Origin of the sequence: Flavobacterium sp. FlaQc-52 (assembly GCF_044007495.1) — a bacterium.
Lineage (GTDB): Bacteria > Bacteroidota > Bacteroidia > Flavobacteriales > Flavobacteriaceae > Flavobacterium > Flavobacterium cupriresistens.
The window spans coordinates 1-15,434 of record NZ_JBIPCV010000012.1 but is presented as its reverse complement, the minus strand read 5'-3'; the positions used below and the strand labels follow the sequence as shown (position 1 = coordinate 15,434).

The window sequence follows — 15,434 nt, the reverse complement described above, 5'->3', positions numbered from 1 at the left end:
TGATCTAATTGGCACATTTTCTAATTATTGTTTTCTATTTGCTGCTCTCTTCAAGTGCTTCCCAGAATTCATAAGCTCTTCTTAAATGAGGGATTACAATTGTTCCTCCAACTAACGTTGCGATTCCCATTGCTTCCATCATTTCTTCTTTTGTAATTCCTTCTTTATAGCTGGTTTCTAAGTGATATTTTACACAATCATCACAACGTAAAACCGCTGACGCAACTAATCCTAATAACTCTTTTGTTTTTACATCAAGAGCTCCCGGAGCGTATGCGTTGGTATCAAGGTTGAAAATTCTTTTTACAATTTTGTTGTTATCTGCAAGCAGTTTCTCGTTCATTTTAGAACGGTAGTCGTTAAATTCTTGAATAATATCAGACATTTTCTTTCATTTTATTTCGATAAACAATTCGGGATATAAGGATACTTACTTCATAAATAAGTAACATTGGTATGGCAACAATTGTCTGGCTAACCACATCTGGCGGAGTTACAATTGCGGCAACAATCAAAATGATAATTACAGCATATTTCCAATATTTTCTTAAAAAATCAGGGGTAACTAAACCTAATTTCGTTAGGAAATAAATTAAGATCGGTAATTCAAAAAACAATCCACTCGCAAGTATACTTGTTTTAACCATTCCCATATAAGAATCTAAGGTAAATTGATTTTTTACGACATCACTAACCGAGAATGTAGCCACGAAATTGACTGACATTGGGATAACCACATAATAGCCAAACAATACGCCTAAAAAGAAAAGTAAGGAAGAGGTGAAAATAAAAACTTTAGCATTTTTTCTTTCTTTCTCGTACAATGCCGGACTGATAAATTTCCAAAGTTCCCATAAGATGTAAGGGAAACTTAGTACAAAACCAGCCAGAAGACACATCCATACAAAGATGTTTACCTGTCCTTCCATTTCGGTGTTCTGAATAATGAAATTCAATTCCGTAATACAGATGCTTTCAGCAAAACCCAATTGATGTGATAATTGACAAAAGTATTGGTAGGTAAAAAAGGTTGGTCGGGTAGGCCCTAAAAGAACACTGTCGAATAAATAGTCACTCACAAAGTAAGTCACAATCCCCATTACAACTACTGCTATAGTACTTCTTACTAATAACCATCTTAATTCTTCAAGATGATCTAAAAACGACATTTCGTTAAGATTTTTCTTTGCCATTATACGATTCCTTCTTTTAAAATATCATGTAAATGTAAAACACCTTTATAAGTTCCATTATCCGAAACAATCAATTGCGTTATCGAAAAATCTTCTAAAATATTTAAAGCATCTACTGCCATCGTATCGGAGGATACTAATTTTGGGTTTTTAGTCATAATATCTTTAGCGGTTAATTCGGCAAATGTATCGCGGTCGTTCAGCATTCTTCTGATATCTCCGTCCGTAATAATCCCGATTATTTTATCGTTTTCTATTACTGCCGTTACTCCTAATCTCTTTTCAGATATTTCAAATATAACCTTTTTAACTGAGGTATCAGGTGTGACCATTGGTTTTAGTGAATGCTCAATCATATCTTTTACGCGAAGTAATAGTTTTTTTCCTAGAGCGCCACCTGGATGATATACTGCAAAATCTTCGGGTTTAAAGTCGCGCATTTCCATTAGGCAAACTGCAAGAGCATCTCCCATGACAAGTTGTGCCGTGGTGCTGTTTGTTGGTGCCAAATTGATAGGGCAAGCTTCCATGTCAACCGTAGTATTCAAAACATAATCAGAACCTTTTGCTAAAAAAGAGGTTATGTTTCCTGTAATTCCGATTAAAATGTTTCCGAAACGCTTTAATAGCGGAACTAAAACTTTTATTTCAGGACTATTCCCACTTTTCGAAATGCAAATAATAATATCTTCTTTTTGAATCATTCCTAAGTCGCCGTGAATCGCTTCTGAGGCGTGTAAGAACATTGATGGCGTCCCTGTGGAGTTAAAAGTGGCTACCATTTTTTGAGCAATGATCGCGCTTTTTCCGATGCCTGTAACGATTAGTCGGCCTTTAGTTTCGTATATGCGTTGGGTTGCTTCGTAGAAATTTTCGTCGAGAAAATCAATTAGCTTTGTAATTGCTTCGCTTTCAGATAGTATGGTTTTTTTTGCTATTGCTAATATATTTTCTTTTGTGATCAAAACAGAATATTTAAAATTTGTATGTGTAAAAGAAAGTTGTATCTTTATGTGTTGCAAATTTATACAAAATACCATTAATATAAAGAATGAATTCAAACGAAATTGAAATACACAAAGAATTAAAGAAGTATTTCGGGTTTAGCCAATTTAAAGGCTTGCAGGAGCAAGTCATTACAAGTATCCTCGGTAAAAAGAATACTTTTGTGATTATGCCTACTGGTGGTGGAAAGTCTCTTTGTTATCAATTACCCGCTTTAATTCAGGAGGGAACGGCTATCGTTGTTTCTCCTTTAATTGCTCTGATGAAAAATCAGGTCGACGCGATTCGAAGTCTTTCTTCGGAAAACGGAATTGCGCACGTATTAAACTCTTCGCTCACTAAAACAGAAATCACACAGGTCAAAAAAGACATTACTTCTGGATTGACCAAGCTATTGTATGTCGCACCGGAATCTTTGACAAAAGAAGAATATGTGGCGTTTTTGCAAAGTGTGCCCATTTCATTTGTTGCCATTGATGAAGCGCATTGTATTTCAGAATGGGGTCATGATTTCAGACCGGAATACCGAAATCTGAAAAATATTATCAAACAATTGGGTAAAGTGCCTATTATAGGTCTTACGGCTACCGCAACGCCAAAAGTTCAGGAAGATATCCTGAAGAATCTCGAAATGTCTGATGCCAATACTTTTAAAGCATCATTCAATAGACCTAATTTATACTACGAAGTTCGTACAAAAACAAAAAACATAGAATCGGATATTATTCGGTTTATCAAACAACATAAAGGGAAGTCAGGAATTATTTATTGCCTGAGCCGCAAAAAAGTAGAGTCAGTAGCCGAAGTTTTACAAGTAAATGGCATTAGTGCTGTTCCGTATCACGCAGGTTTAGATGCGAAAACAAGAGCCAAACATCAGGATATGTTTTTGATGGAAGATGTAGATGTGGTCGTAGCAACAATCGCTTTCGGAATGGGAATTGACAAGCCGGACGTTCGTTTTGTTATTCACCATGACATTCCAAAATCATTAGAAAGTTATTATCAGGAAACCGGACGTGCCGGGCGTGATGGCGGAGAAGGACATTGTTTGGCATACTACTCCTATAAAGATGTAGAAAAACTCGAGAAGTTTATGTCCGGAAAACCGGTTGCAGAACAAGAAATCGGTTTTGCTTTATTACAGGAAGTAGTGGCTTATGCCGAAACTTCAATGTCACGCAGAAAATTTCTCTTGCATTATTTTGGTGAAGAATTTGACGGTGAAAATGGAGAAGGAGCAGACATGGACGACAACGTTCGTAATCCTAAAACCCGTATCGAAGCAAAAGAACAGGTTGTCAAATTGTTGGAAATTGTCCGGGATACCAAACATATTTATAAATCAAAAGAAATTGTTTTTACTTTAATTGGACGTGTCAATGCCGTAATTAAAGCACATAAAACAGATGCGCAAGCCTTCTTCGGATCGGGAGCCGATCATGACGAGAAATATTGGATGGCCCTGCTAAGACAGGTTCTCGTAATGGGATATTTGTCTAAGGATATTGAAACCTACGGAATTATAAAAATTACCAAAAGCGGATTGGATTATATTAAAAAACCAGTTTCGTTTATGATGTCGGAAGATCATGAGTATAATGAATCTGAAGACGAAGCAATAGTAACCGCCTCTAAATCATCCGGTACTGCCGATGAAGTTTTGATGGGGATGTTGCGTGAACTACGAAAAAAAGTAGCCAAAAAACTGGGAGTCCCTCCTTTTGTCGTTTTTCAGGATCCTTCGCTGGAAGACATGGCTTTAAAATACCCAATTAGCTTAACGGAGTTGTACAACATTCATGGAGTTGGTGAAGGGAAAGCAAAAAAATACGGTAGTGACTTTATTACCTTGATCAATCGTTATGTAGAAGATAACGATATCATTCGTCCCGATGACTTAGTAGTGAAATCTACCGGAGTCAATTCTGCCAATAAGTTGTACATCATTCAGAATATTGACCGAAAACTATCCTTAAACGATATCGCTTCCGCAAAAGGTTTGACTATGGATGCTCTGATTAAAGAAATGGAGCAAATTGTATATGCCGGAACAAAATTGAACATCAAATATTGGGTAGATGATATGCTGGATGACGACCAGCAAGAAGAAATTCACGATTATTTCATGGAATCAGAATCCGATAAAATCGAGGATGCTCTTAAAGAATTCGACGGTGATTACGATATTGATGAATTGCGTTTAATGCGAATAAAATTTATTAGCGAGGTAGCGAACTAGGAGTTGAATTTTAAATTCCAAAATAGAAAATCCAAATTCCAACTGAAAAGTGAATGGAATTTGGATTTTTTCGTTAAAAAAATCGCTCCAACATTGGAATTTGGAATTTAAAATATTGGAATTTTATTCTAAATAGATTTTATAAAACAATAGTCTTCATCGCTTTTTCTTCCTGAGTAATTCTAATAAATAAGATTATCAGATATACAGGTAATACATACTTCATGGTATTCCAAGCGCTACAGAGTAAAACGGCACCAATAAGTTCTGGAATTATGTTCAAAAAATAATTAGGATGTCTTACTGTTCTGAATAAAAAGGATCGCACCATTTTATGATTAGGGAGAATATATATTTTCACGGTCCAAACCGCTCTTAATTCATAAATGATATAAAAAAGGATTAGATAGGAAAAGAGTAATAACCCCAAACCGATCTGACTATTGCGATCAAATTGCGCTTGACTGGTATAAGCCTCATAGAAACAGGATAGATAAAAAGCAATATGGCATAGAGAAAGGAGGAAAGAGTTAAATTTCCCATATTGTTTTGCACCAAGCTTTTTAATTCTTCTCTCATTAAGGATTGATATAAACAGAGATACGACTCTTGCAAATAAAAATATTGAAAAAAGATATAATACAGTGCTCATTTTTTTGTGATTTTTTAAGCTGAATAACCAGTTGAATTTGAGGATTATTTAGATCTCTCTATTTTAAACTTTCAAGGTTTACAGTTGCTACAGTTTAGTCAATTGTCTCAATGCCTGTCATTACTAAAGTAAAAATTGAGACAAGTGAATTTAAATGTTTTTAAATAAATATAAGCTGTTTCTTTATAGCTGTGTAGAATAAATTAATAGCAGAAATGTAATCTAAATTTATTTGTAGCAAGCCAAGAATTTGATTGTAAAAAATCCCCAACATTGGATTTTAGAATTTCAAAGTATTAGAATTTTACCCCAGTAAATCCAAATCCCATTAACTTTCCAAAAGAAATTAGGATGCTCTAATTAAAAAAAACCGCCCCACAATTGGAATTTGGAATTTAAAATATTGGAATTTTATTCTGCATAGATTTCCCAGTTTTAAGACCGCCCCAACATTGGAATTTGGAATTTTAAAATATTGGAATTTTACTCCACGTAGACTTCCCCCCGATGCGGTTTCAAAGCATCTCTAACAGCAATCATATTCTCGTCAGTGACCACCATAAAAGCAATTGCCTGCATGTCATTTATGATTTTATAACCCGTGATATTTAACGGAAGTTTTTCTATGGCGATATATTCTTTTAAATGAATTTCGTGATGTTCGGCTGTTTTTGCAGAAGCCGGGCCACGAAAATCCCAAATCAGTTTTATTTTTCTGGACATGATTTTTTAGGTGCAAAGTTTCAAAGAGGCAAAGGTACAAAGTCTCTTTCGAAAATGGATTTTAGATTAAATAACTAGTTTCGGTTCAAAAATAGTACTTTTGCATGTTCTTTTCATAAAAAGAAAAGCTAATAGAATAAATAAAATACAATGCCAAGAGAACTTTTACTTCAGGTAACGCCCGAAATTGCAGCAAATGAATTGTTGTTACGTGACTATTTGTCTAAACAAATAAAGGTTTCGCCTAAAGAAATTCAACATGTTTCTATTTTGAAACGATCCATAGACGCACGTCAGAAAGCGATTAAAATCAATTTAAAAGTGCTGATTTATATGGCGGGTGAGCCTTTTCAGGAAACCAAAATAGAATTACCTATATATAAAGATGTTTCTAAAGCTCAGGAAGTAATTGTAGTCGGGGCAGGACCGGCAGGACTTTTTGCTGCATTGCAGTTAATTGAATTAGGTTTAAAACCTATTCTAATCGAACGTGGAAAAGACGTTCGTGGACGCCGTCGTGACTTAAAAGCTATAAATGTGGATCATTTGGTTAACGAAGATTCTAATTATTGTTTTGGTGAAGGAGGAGCAGGAACCTATTCTGATGGGAAATTGTATACGCGCTCTAAGAAACGTGGTGATGTAACCAGAATATTAGAATTGCTGGTCGCTTTTGGAGCTTCTGATGATATATTGGTGGAAGCACATCCGCATATCGGAACCAATAAATTACCGAAAATCATCGAGGACATTCGAAAAAAAATCATCGAATTTGGTGGTCAGGTTTTATTTGATACCCGAGTAACAGATATTTTAGTTAAAAATAATGAAGTAGAAGGAATTGTAACTCAAAACGGAGATACGATTCTTGCCAGTAAATTAATCTTGGCGACGGGTCATTCCGCAAGGGATATTTTTGAATTATTGGACAAAAAGAAAATCTTTATAGAGGCAAAACCTTTTGCTTTGGGAGTTCGTGCAGAACATTCACAAGAACTAATAGACAGTATTCAATACAGCTGTGATTATCGTGGCGAGCATTTACCTCCGGCACCGTATTCAATAGTGAAACAGGTTAACGGACGTGGAATGTATTCGTTCTGTATGTGTCCGGGAGGTGTTATCGCGCCTTGTGCAACAAGTCCGGGAGAAGTGGTTACCAACGGTTGGTCGCCTTCTAAAAGGGATCAGGTGACTGCAAATTCAGGAATTGTGATTGAATTGAAATTGGAAGATTTCAAGCCCTTTGCAAAATTCGGTGCTTTAGCCGGAATGGAATTTCAGAAAAGTATCGAGCAAAAAGCGTGGCACTTGGCAGGAGAAACTCAAAAAGTACCTGCACAGCGAATGATCGATTTTACACAGAATAAAGTGTCAGCAGACATTCCGAAAACATCCTATGTTCCGGGAACAACTTCGGTAGAGATGGGACAGGTTTTTCCTGGATTCTTATCACAGATATTACGTGAAGGTTTTAAAGAATTCGGAAAATCAATGCGAGGATATTTGACCAATGAAGCTATTTTACACGCACCGGAAAGCAGAACTTCGTCTCCGGTTCGTATTCCAAGAGACCCTATTACCTACGAACATTTGCAAATAAAAGGTTTGTATCCATGCGGAGAAGGAGCGGGTTATGCGGGTGGAATCATATCAGCAGCAATTGACGGCGAAAAATGCGCTTTGATGATTGCTGAGACTTTGAAATAAAATAGGTTTGCCACGAATTACACGAATTACGCTAATTTTTTTTGAATAGTCTTTCGTGATTTATTTAAAGTGAAACGTCTTTTTTAAGCTTTATTAACTATGTCTCTATGTGTTAAAATTAATTACACTTAACGGGGTGGTTGTAGAAATAAGTTAGCCACGAATTACACGAATTATAATTTAAATCTTTAGATAAAAATTAGCGAAAATTGGTGTAATTCGTGGTAAAAAAAATCAAGGAATCAATATTATTTTCCCCGTACTTTTTCGGCTTTCTAAATAATCGTGAGCCAGTTTTCCTTCTGATAGTTTGAACGAAGTTGGTGTTGAAAGCGTAATTTTGCCTTCAATAATCCAACTAAATAATTGATTGGCTCTTTTGATTCTTTCTTCTTTAGAGTTTAAATAGCTCCATAGATCTCCGCCGGTTAATGTTTTCGAAGTGTCCATCAACATTCTCGGATTTACAGGTTCAGGATCGCCACCCGCCATTCCGAAGAAAACCACTTGTCCACATTCTTTAGTGACTTCAAAACTTTCGGTCAAAGTGCTGCCGATACTGTCGTAAACAACATCTACCCCGTTCGGAATAACTTTGAAAAGATTCGATTTCCAATCGTCATTATATAGAAACACATGATCAGCACCTTGTTCAATAGCTACTTTTGCTTTTTCTGCAGAAGAAGTTAAGCCGATAACATTCGCGCCTAAAAGCTTGCTGATTTGTGTTAAAAACTGACCAACACCACCGGCAACGGCATGAATTAAAACCGTTTCGCCTTTTACTGTTTTATGACTGTCTGTCGCTAAATATTGCGCGGTTAAACCTTGTAATAATATAGAAGCGGCAGTTTCAAAAGAAATGGCTTCCGGTAAAGGAAGTATGTGATTGGTGTTTACCGCTACCAATTCTGCATTGGCAAAAGGTACGTCTGCGAAGGCAACACGATCTCCGACTTTATATTCCGAATTATTATTGGCATCAACAACAATTCCTGCACCTTCATAGCCTGCAATAAAAGGAGGATTTCCCTTTAAATGATAATTTCCTTTTCGTCTGTAAACATCGGCGAAGTTTAGTCCGATAGCCTTCATTTCGACTAAAATTTCATCACTTTTTAATTGTGGGTTTGGAATCTCAATGTACTCTAAAACAGTTGAATCTCCGAAAGATGAAAAGGTAAGTGCTTTCATTTATAATTGTTTTTTAGGAATACAAAGAAAGGAAAAATCCAATTGAAGATTGAAAAGCTTTTCATAAAACTGCACAAAAAAACCTCGACTAAATTTAGCCGAGGTTTGAATTATGTTTTTTTACAATCATTGATTAAAAGGATTGTAAAGATTTTTTAAGTTAACCTTGTTTTTTGCTATTTTGTCACGAATTACACGAATTTCCAAGAATTAAGCCTTAAAATTATTGCCAAAGATTTAAGGGAGTAGGAAGACTTAACCCCAATAAAATAGGAACAATTCGCGAAAATTAGTGTAATTCGTGGCAAAAAAGAAATCATTCTAATCCTTTAAATCTGTGGCAAAAAAAATGAGTTATATACTATATTTTAGGAAAAACCATGTCATTAAAAGTGCTTTTTTGTTTGGCTAAAGCTTCAATCTCATCCCATTTTCTTGGAGAATCAATAGATAAGTTTTCGTAAGTATTTTTTTTGATCAAAATATCATCTTCAATACGAACACCAATATTCCACCATTTTTTGTCACATTTGCTGTTTGGACTAATATAAATCCCCGGCTCAACAGTAAGAATCATATTTTCTTTTAAAAGCGTTTCCGGGCCTTTAAAATTTCCTTTGTCATGAACGTCCAGACCAAGAAAGTGAGAGCATCCATGCGGGTAGTAAAGATTGACGTCTTTTAGGTCGTTGATGATTCCTAATTTTAATAATCCCTTTGCAAGAACTTCTTTAGCGGTATTGTTCAGGTCTACAAGTGGAGTTCCTTCTTTGCAAATGGCAAAAACAGCTTCCTGAGCATCATAAACCAACTGGTAAATTGCTTTTTGTTCTTCTGAAAATTTGCCATTAGCCGGAATGGTTCTGGTAACATCAGCAGAATAACCATGATATTCGGATCCAACATCCATTAAAAGCAGTTGGTTTTCCATTTTAGTACTGTTGTTTTCTGAGTAATGCAAGATGCATCCATTTGCTCCGGCTCCTACAATTGGGGAATAACCTTCCGCTTCTGCACCATATCTGCGGTGAATGTAAGTATGAATTCCTTCTGCTTCGTTTTCGCTCATATCCGGTCCTACAGCTTTCATTACTTCGTTATGGGCAACGCAGGAAAGTTGAACAGATTTACGCATTAATACCAGTTCTTCCGGTGTTTTTATTTCACGAAGTGTACTTGTAATAGTTCTGAACAGATCTAAAGAAACAACATCTTCTTTTGTGATTCCGGCTTTGGTTTTGAAAGTTTCAAACAAACCAAAAAGATCATTACCGCTTTTGTTATTGCCAATGTCGGTGGGGATTTTGTCGTAGATTAGTGTTTTGAATTTTTTAAAATCGATATCAAAATTTTTGAAATCTTTTCCGTTAAAAGTTTTCGCAATTCCCAGTTGTGATTTTGTACCGTCAGCTCCTAGGCGTCTTCCTGTCCACATTTCTTTTGTAGCGTCTTTTTCTCTGACAAAAATGACTTCATTGTATGTTTCGGCGGTACCTTGAGCTTCTTTAAAAATCAATAAAACAGCATCAGGTTCTTTGTATCCGCTTAGGTAATACATATCGGGATTTTGATGAAAAATATAATTAATATCTCTGGAAAATACTCTTTCCGGATAAGAGAAAATTACAGCTACAGAATTATCAGGCATCAATGCTCTAAAAGCCTCGCGACGCCCCTTGTGAAACTCTTTGGTGAGGTAATCAGTTGGTAAATTTTTCTGAGAAAAAACCTGGACCGTTGTCAGGAGGGATAAAAAAAACAGAATTAAATGCTTCATTTGTAGTGATTTTGGTTGATGATATTAGTTTTTAAGCAACGCAAATTACAAAAAAAAAGATTTGATTTTGAAAAAAAGGAGTTGCCACGAATTGTACGAATTATCACGAATAAAAATGGATTCTCTTTTTTGATAAAAAAAATCGTGTAATTCGCAGTAAAAAAATAACCGCCCCTAAAAAGGAGCGGTTACTTTCTGAATTAACAATTATTTCTTTTTGAGTTGGTCTTTGAAAACTTTTTCAAATTTCTCTATTTTGGGTTGAATTACCATTTTGCAATACGGTTGATTTTTGTTGTTTGCATAATAGTTCTGATGATAATCTTCGGCCTTATAGAACTTAGTAAAAGGTTCAATTTTTGTAACTATCGGACTGCTGTATACTTTTGCTTTGTTTAGCTGTGCAATAATGCTTTCTGCTGCGGCTTTCTGTTGTGGATTGTTGTAAAAAATCACAGAACGATATTGAGTCCCTACATCTGCTCCTTGTCTGTTTAATGTCGTTGGATCGTGTACGGTAAAGAATACTTTAAAAATTTCGTTGATGTCCGTAACGGTTTTGTCGTAAGTAATCTGAACGACTTCAGCATGGCCGGTAGTTCCCGAGCATACTTCTTCGTAACTCGGATTAGAAACTTTACCACCGGAGAAACCTGAAACAACAGATTTTACACCATTTAAATTTTCGTAAACCGCCTCAACACACCAGTAGCAACCGCCACCAAGCGTAATAGTTTCAAGATTTGAAGTCTTTTTTGTTGCGGTATTCTGAGCAAAGCTGTTTAGTGATAATGCGAGGACGCATGTTAAAAATATATTTTTCATTGTTTTTTATTTAGAGTCTGGGATAAAATCAAGTGCGATCGAATTCATGCAATATCGTTTTCCGGTTGGTTCCGGGCCATCATCGAACAAGTGGCCTAAGTGGCCTCCGCATCTGCCACAAAGGGCTTCGGTTCTTTCCATTCCCAGAGAATTATCTGTTTTGTAAACTACACTTTTTTTGTTGTCCTGTTCAAAAAAGCTCGGCCATCCGCAACTGCTTGAAAATTTAGCAGTAGATCTGAAAAGTTTATTTCCGCAGGAGGCGCAATAATACGTTCCTTTTTCGTCGCTTTTCCAATATTTTCCGGTAAAAGGGCGCTCGGTATCGGCTTCGCGCATTACTGCATAGACGTCTTCGGGAAGTACTTTTTTCCATTCGGCATCACTGACATTCAGTTTGGCAGTGTCTGTGTTCGAATAATAGGGATTCCCCGGTTTGCTGATTTTATTTTCCATGCTGACCGTTTTTGAAGTTGTTTTTTTTGTGTTTTGTCCGCACGCCTGAAAAATAAACAGCGGAATTAAAAAGCAAAGGCTGAAAAATTGGGTTTTTGTTTTTGTGGTTTTCATGAGACTTTATTTTTGTAGTTCAAAGTTACGACCAGAGTAGGTTTTGAAATGTCGTACACTTTACAATTGCGTTTTTTTTAAGTATGATTTAACGTTTTAGTATTTACGTAAAGGAGCTGTTTTTAGTTTTAAGGCTTATTTTTAAAGGTTTTTTATAAAATTATCAAATACAATGTTTTGTAAATTAGCGTGTTGTGAAATTTTCAGCTCGTTAAACTTTTCACAATCTTTTCTGAGATTTTCAAGCCATTTCTTTTTTCGTATTTTTGTTTGTACAAAACGCCCTATGATAGAAGAAAACGTAATATTAGTCAATCAAAATGATGAGCAAATTGGCTTAATGCCAAAATTAGAAGCACATGAAAAGGCTCTTTTGCATCGTGCTTTCTCTGTTTTTATTTTAAATAATAAGAATGAAATAATGTTACAGCAACGTGCGCATCAAAAATATCACTCACCTTTGTTATGGACCAATACATGTTGCAGTCATCAGCGTGAAGGGGAGACAAATGTTGCAGCAGGAAGCCGAAGATTATTTGAAGAGATGGGCTTTAAAGCAGAATTAAAAGAATTATTTCATTTTATATACAAAGCTCCTTTTGACAATGGTTTGACGGAACATGAATTAGACCATGTTATGATTGGCTACTATAATGAGGATCCAGCCATTAATACGGATGAAGTTGAAGATTGGAAATGGATGAAAATAGAAGACGTAAAAGAGGATATTGAAAAACATCCGGAAATTTATACCGTTTGGTTTAAGATAATTTTCGATGAATTTTATCACTATTTAGAAGACCATAAGATTTAATGATACCAAACCAAAAACCTAAATGAGAGTAACCATATCAAGAAAAGCGCATTTTAATGCTGCACATCGATTGCACAGGAAAGATTGGACATTGGAAAAAAACAATGCTGTTTTTGGAAAATGTAATAATCCTAATTTCCATGGTCATAATTATGGTTTAACAGTAAGCGTAACAGGAAAAATTGACCCGGAAACCGGTTTTGTAATAGATGTGAAAGTATTAGCGGATATCATACTCGAAGAAGTAGAAATTCCGTTTGATCACAAAAACCTGAATCTGGATGTTCCCGAATTTCAGGATTTGAATCCAACTGCTGAAAATATTGCCGTTGTGATATGGAATAAAATCAGAAAAAGAATTCAACCCGATTTTGACCTGGAAATCGTTTTGAATGAAACAGAACGTAATTTTGTAACCTATAAAGGAGAAAAATAAAATGTCATTAAAAATAGGAGATATAGTTCCGAATTTTACTGCAAAGGACAATCATGGTGAAGTTTTTGAAAGCCAAAGTGTTTTGGGTCGAAAGCCACTTGTGGTTTATTTTTACCCAAAAGACAATACACCGGGTTGTACGACCGAAGCCTGCAGTTTTAGAGATCAATATGAAGATTTTAAAGATCTTGGAGCTGAGGTTATCGGAATAAGCAGTGATAGTGTCAAATCACATCATAAATTCGCGAATAAACATCAGTTGCCGTTTATACTGTTGTCAGATCAGGATAAAAAATTGAGACATCTTTTTGGTGTGCGGGATAATTTATTTGGTCTTTTACCGGGAAGAGTGACGTATGTTATCGATCGGAATGGAGTTGTTATTCTGATTTTTGATAGCATGAATGCTTCCAAGCATATTCCTAAAGCCTTAGCAACCATTAAAGAATTAGTACTATAAAGAAACTATAGTTCGTTAACAAAAATAATCGCCTCTTAAAAAAACATGAATTCAAAAATGTACCCTCTGCAATTTTCCCCTATTTTAAAAGAAAGAATCTGGGGAGGAGAAAAATTAAAAACAATCCTTAATAAATCAATTGTTTCCAAAATTACCGGCGAGAGTTGGGAATTATCGACTGTAGAAGGTGATGTGAGTGTGGTTGCCAATGGAGCTTTGAAAGGAAAATCATTAATGGAACTTATTGATGAAACTCCAAACGAAATTTTAGGAACAAAAGTTTACGAACGTTTTGGAAAACAATTTCCGTTGCTTTTTAAATATTTAGATGCTCGTGAGGACCTTTCAATACAAGTACATCCTAATGATGCTTTGGCAAAAGAACGTCATAATTCTTTTGGCAAAACCGAAATGTGGTATGTATTGCAGGCGGATACAGATGCCAGAATTATTGTTGGTTTTAAAGAAGATTCAGGAAAAGAAGAGTATTTGAAACATCTACACGATAAAACCTTAGTTTCGATTTTAGATGATGTAAAAGCAAAAACGGGAGATGTTTTCTTTTTAGAAACGGGGACTGTTCATGCGATTGGTGCCGGTTTAGTAGTGGCAGAAATTCAGCAGACTTCAGATATCACGTACCGTTTGTACGACTTTGACCGTAAAGATGCACAAGGAAATACGAGAGAACTTCATGTAGATTTGGCACTAGATGCTATTAACTACAATAAGGTAGATACACAAAAGAAATACGAGACTAAAACAAACACTTCTAATGTAGTAGTAGATTGTCCTTATTTTACGACCAATTTTATTCCGTTAGAAGATAAAGTGGCTGTTTCTAAATCAGGCCAGACTTTTACGGTATATATGTGTGTGGAAGGAAGTTTCGAAATAGAATACGATGGTTTTAAACAGTCTTATATAAAAGGAGATACTGTTTTGGTTCCAGCTGCGATAAATGCATTTATGTTGACCGGAAAAGCTTCAATTTTAGAAATTTACATTTCATAGCTCGTAATAAAAAGATTATATGTACTTTTGCAGACGCAAATTAAAATTAAAATAAAATGGCAAACGTTAAAAATTTAAAGAAAGACATCAATTTCGTATTAGGTGATATCATTGAAGCAATTTACTTATTCGAAATGTCTACGACAGGAAATCCAACTCCGGAAACGAATGCTTTGATCGACGAAGCTATTGCTGCTTTCGATACTTTGATCACTAAAGTGAACGCAAAAGATGTTGAAAACAAAAAAGCACACTTCAAACAAATCAATGTTGAATTGGAACAAACTGCTAATCAATTGATTGCTAAAATCAACGAATTGTAAGCAAAAAAAAGTATAAAAAAGTGCAAATTTATTTTGGAAAAACGAAAATCCACCTTATCTTTGCACCCGTAATGAGTCGCCAGCGTAGCTCAGTTGGCTAGAGCAGCTGATTTGTAATCAGCAGGTCGTGGGTTCGAGTCCCTCCGCCGGCTCAACGTAAAATTAACCATCACTTTTGTGATGGTTTTTTTTTTGCTCTAAACTTAAGGATGAATATCAAAATCTCGCGAAGTCGCAGAGTCGCGAAGTTTTTGTTCTAATTTTTTAAGGATCAACACTAAAACCTGTGGAGTAGTAAAAATTAAGCATAAATATTAGTGAGTCTAAAAAGGAAGTATTCTATATTTCTAACACCTCTGAATTTTGATCTAAACGCTTTTATTTTTGCATTGAAAGATTCTGCCGAAGCGTTGGTGCTTCTGTTGTCAAAATAGTTCAATATGGTTTGATAATGATTCATGATTGTGCGAGAGATTGTGCCAAAAGACTTAAACCC

General features: G+C 35.5%; 17 protein-coding genes and 1 tRNA gene. 8 read left to right on the top strand and 10 right to left on the bottom strand.

The annotated features are described in order from the left end of the window. Nucleotides 1-34: 34 nt before the first annotated feature. The 3 genes from ACHRV5_RS17875 to ACHRV5_RS17865 are packed head-to-tail and all read right to left on the bottom strand — an operon-like array spanning nt 35 to nt 2,158. On the bottom strand, nt 35-385 hold the full coding sequence (locus tag ACHRV5_RS17875) for a carboxymuconolactone decarboxylase family protein (RefSeq protein WP_395427669.1): 351 nt from the start codon (nt 383-385) through the stop codon (nt 35-37). Further along, nucleotides 378-1,193: a twin-arginine translocase subunit TatC gene (gene tatC / locus ACHRV5_RS17870; protein ID WP_047774187.1), complete on the bottom strand. Its 816-nt coding sequence runs from the start codon at nt 1,191-1,193 to the stop codon at nt 378-380. The genes ACHRV5_RS17875 and tatC overlap by 8 nt, the downstream gene beginning before the upstream one ends. After that, complete coding sequence (locus tag ACHRV5_RS17865) at nt 1,193-2,158, bottom strand: SIS domain-containing protein (protein ID WP_047774466.1); 966 nt, start codon at nt 2,156-2,158, stop codon at nt 1,193-1,195. Before ACHRV5_RS17865 ends, tatC begins: the two co-directional genes overlap by 1 nt. Nucleotides 2,159-2,244: 86 nt before the next feature. Here ACHRV5_RS17865 and recQ point away from each other — a divergent pair, with 86 nt between their 5' ends. Continuing rightward, on the top strand, nt 2,245-4,440 hold the full coding sequence (recQ, locus tag ACHRV5_RS17860) for a DNA helicase RecQ (protein WP_047774185.1): 2,196 nt from the start codon (nt 2,245-2,247) through the stop codon (nt 4,438-4,440). Between the two features lie 139 nt (nt 4,441-4,579). On the opposite strand, the gene ACHRV5_RS17855 is transcribed toward recQ, so the two are convergent. Both ACHRV5_RS17855 and ACHRV5_RS17850 read right to left on the bottom strand, forming a co-directional pair. Beyond that, a complete protein-coding gene (locus tag ACHRV5_RS17855; RefSeq protein WP_395427668.1) occupies nt 4,580-5,092 on the bottom strand; it encodes an isoprenylcysteine carboxyl methyltransferase family protein in 513 nt (170 codons plus the stop codon). A gap of 483 nt (nt 5,093-5,575) precedes the next feature. After that, nucleotides 5,576-5,815 (bottom strand): hypothetical protein, encoded by a 240-nt coding sequence (locus tag ACHRV5_RS17850; protein ID WP_395427667.1) that lies wholly within the window; start codon nt 5,813-5,815, stop codon nt 5,576-5,578. 150 nt (nt 5,816-5,965) lie between these two features. Between ACHRV5_RS17850 and ACHRV5_RS17845 the strand changes: the two genes are divergently transcribed. Continuing rightward, nucleotides 5,966-7,525 carry an NAD(P)/FAD-dependent oxidoreductase gene (locus ACHRV5_RS17845; RefSeq protein ID WP_395427666.1) on the top strand — a complete coding sequence of 520 codons (1,560 nt, stop codon included), beginning with the start codon at nt 5,966-5,968 and terminating at the stop codon, nt 7,523-7,525. A 234-nt stretch (nt 7,526-7,759) separates the two neighbouring features. Here ACHRV5_RS17845 and ACHRV5_RS17840 read toward each other — a convergent pair whose 3' ends face one another. The 4 genes from ACHRV5_RS17840 to msrB form a co-directional block, all read right to left on the bottom strand. Beyond that, complete coding sequence (locus ACHRV5_RS17840) at nt 7,760-8,719, bottom strand: quinone oxidoreductase family protein (protein WP_395427665.1); 960 nt, start codon at nt 8,717-8,719, stop codon at nt 7,760-7,762. Between the two features lie 361 nt (nt 8,720-9,080). Further along, nucleotides 9,081-10,496 carry an aminopeptidase P N-terminal domain-containing protein gene (locus ACHRV5_RS17835; protein WP_395427664.1) on the bottom strand — a complete coding sequence of 472 codons (1,416 nt, stop codon included), beginning with the start codon at nt 10,494-10,496 and terminating at the stop codon, nt 9,081-9,083. A 207-nt stretch (nt 10,497-10,703) separates the two neighbouring features. Next, complete coding sequence (msrA, locus tag ACHRV5_RS17830) at nt 10,704-11,321, bottom strand: peptide-methionine (S)-S-oxide reductase MsrA (RefSeq protein WP_395427663.1); 618 nt, start codon at nt 11,319-11,321, stop codon at nt 10,704-10,706. 6 nt (nt 11,322-11,327) lie between these two features. Continuing rightward, on the bottom strand, nt 11,328-11,891 hold the full coding sequence (gene msrB, locus ACHRV5_RS17825; RefSeq protein ID WP_395427662.1) for a peptide-methionine (R)-S-oxide reductase MsrB: 564 nt from the start codon (nt 11,889-11,891) through the stop codon (nt 11,328-11,330). Nucleotides 11,892-12,177: 286 nt separating this feature from the next. On the opposite strand from msrB, the gene idi reads away from it, so the two are divergent. The 6 genes from idi to ACHRV5_RS17795 all read left to right on the top strand — a co-directional run bounded on the left by idi (nt 12,178) and on the right by ACHRV5_RS17795 (nt 15,090). Next, entirely contained in the window at nt 12,178-12,705 is a 528-nt protein-coding gene (gene idi / locus ACHRV5_RS17820; RefSeq protein WP_047774171.1) for an isopentenyl-diphosphate Delta-isomerase, read from the top strand. A 22-nt stretch (nt 12,706-12,727) separates the two neighbouring features. Further along, nucleotides 12,728-13,141, top strand: coding sequence for a 6-carboxytetrahydropterin synthase (locus tag ACHRV5_RS17815; protein ID WP_047774169.1), 414 nt, complete (start codon nt 12,728-12,730; stop codon nt 13,139-13,141). Nucleotide 13,142: 1 nt separating this feature from the next. Continuing rightward, entirely contained in the window at nt 13,143-13,601 is a 459-nt protein-coding gene (locus ACHRV5_RS17810) for a peroxiredoxin (protein ID WP_047774167.1), read from the top strand. Between the two features lie 45 nt (nt 13,602-13,646). Then, a complete protein-coding gene (locus ACHRV5_RS17805) occupies nt 13,647-14,615 on the top strand; it encodes a type I phosphomannose isomerase catalytic subunit (RefSeq protein ID WP_395427661.1) in 969 nt (322 codons plus the stop codon). Between the two features lie 56 nt (nt 14,616-14,671). Further along, entirely contained in the window at nt 14,672-14,938 is a 267-nt protein-coding gene (locus ACHRV5_RS17800; RefSeq protein ID WP_047774164.1) for a hypothetical protein, read from the top strand. A gap of 78 nt (nt 14,939-15,016) precedes the next feature. Continuing rightward, a tRNA-Thr gene (locus tag ACHRV5_RS17795) sits at nt 15,017-15,090 on the top strand. Nucleotides 15,091-15,239: 149 nt separating this feature from the next. On the opposite strand, the gene ACHRV5_RS17790 is transcribed toward ACHRV5_RS17795, so the two are convergent. Continuing rightward, nucleotides 15,240-15,434: transposase (locus tag ACHRV5_RS17790; RefSeq protein WP_395427660.1), on the bottom strand; the 195-nt coding region annotated here is incomplete at its 5' end.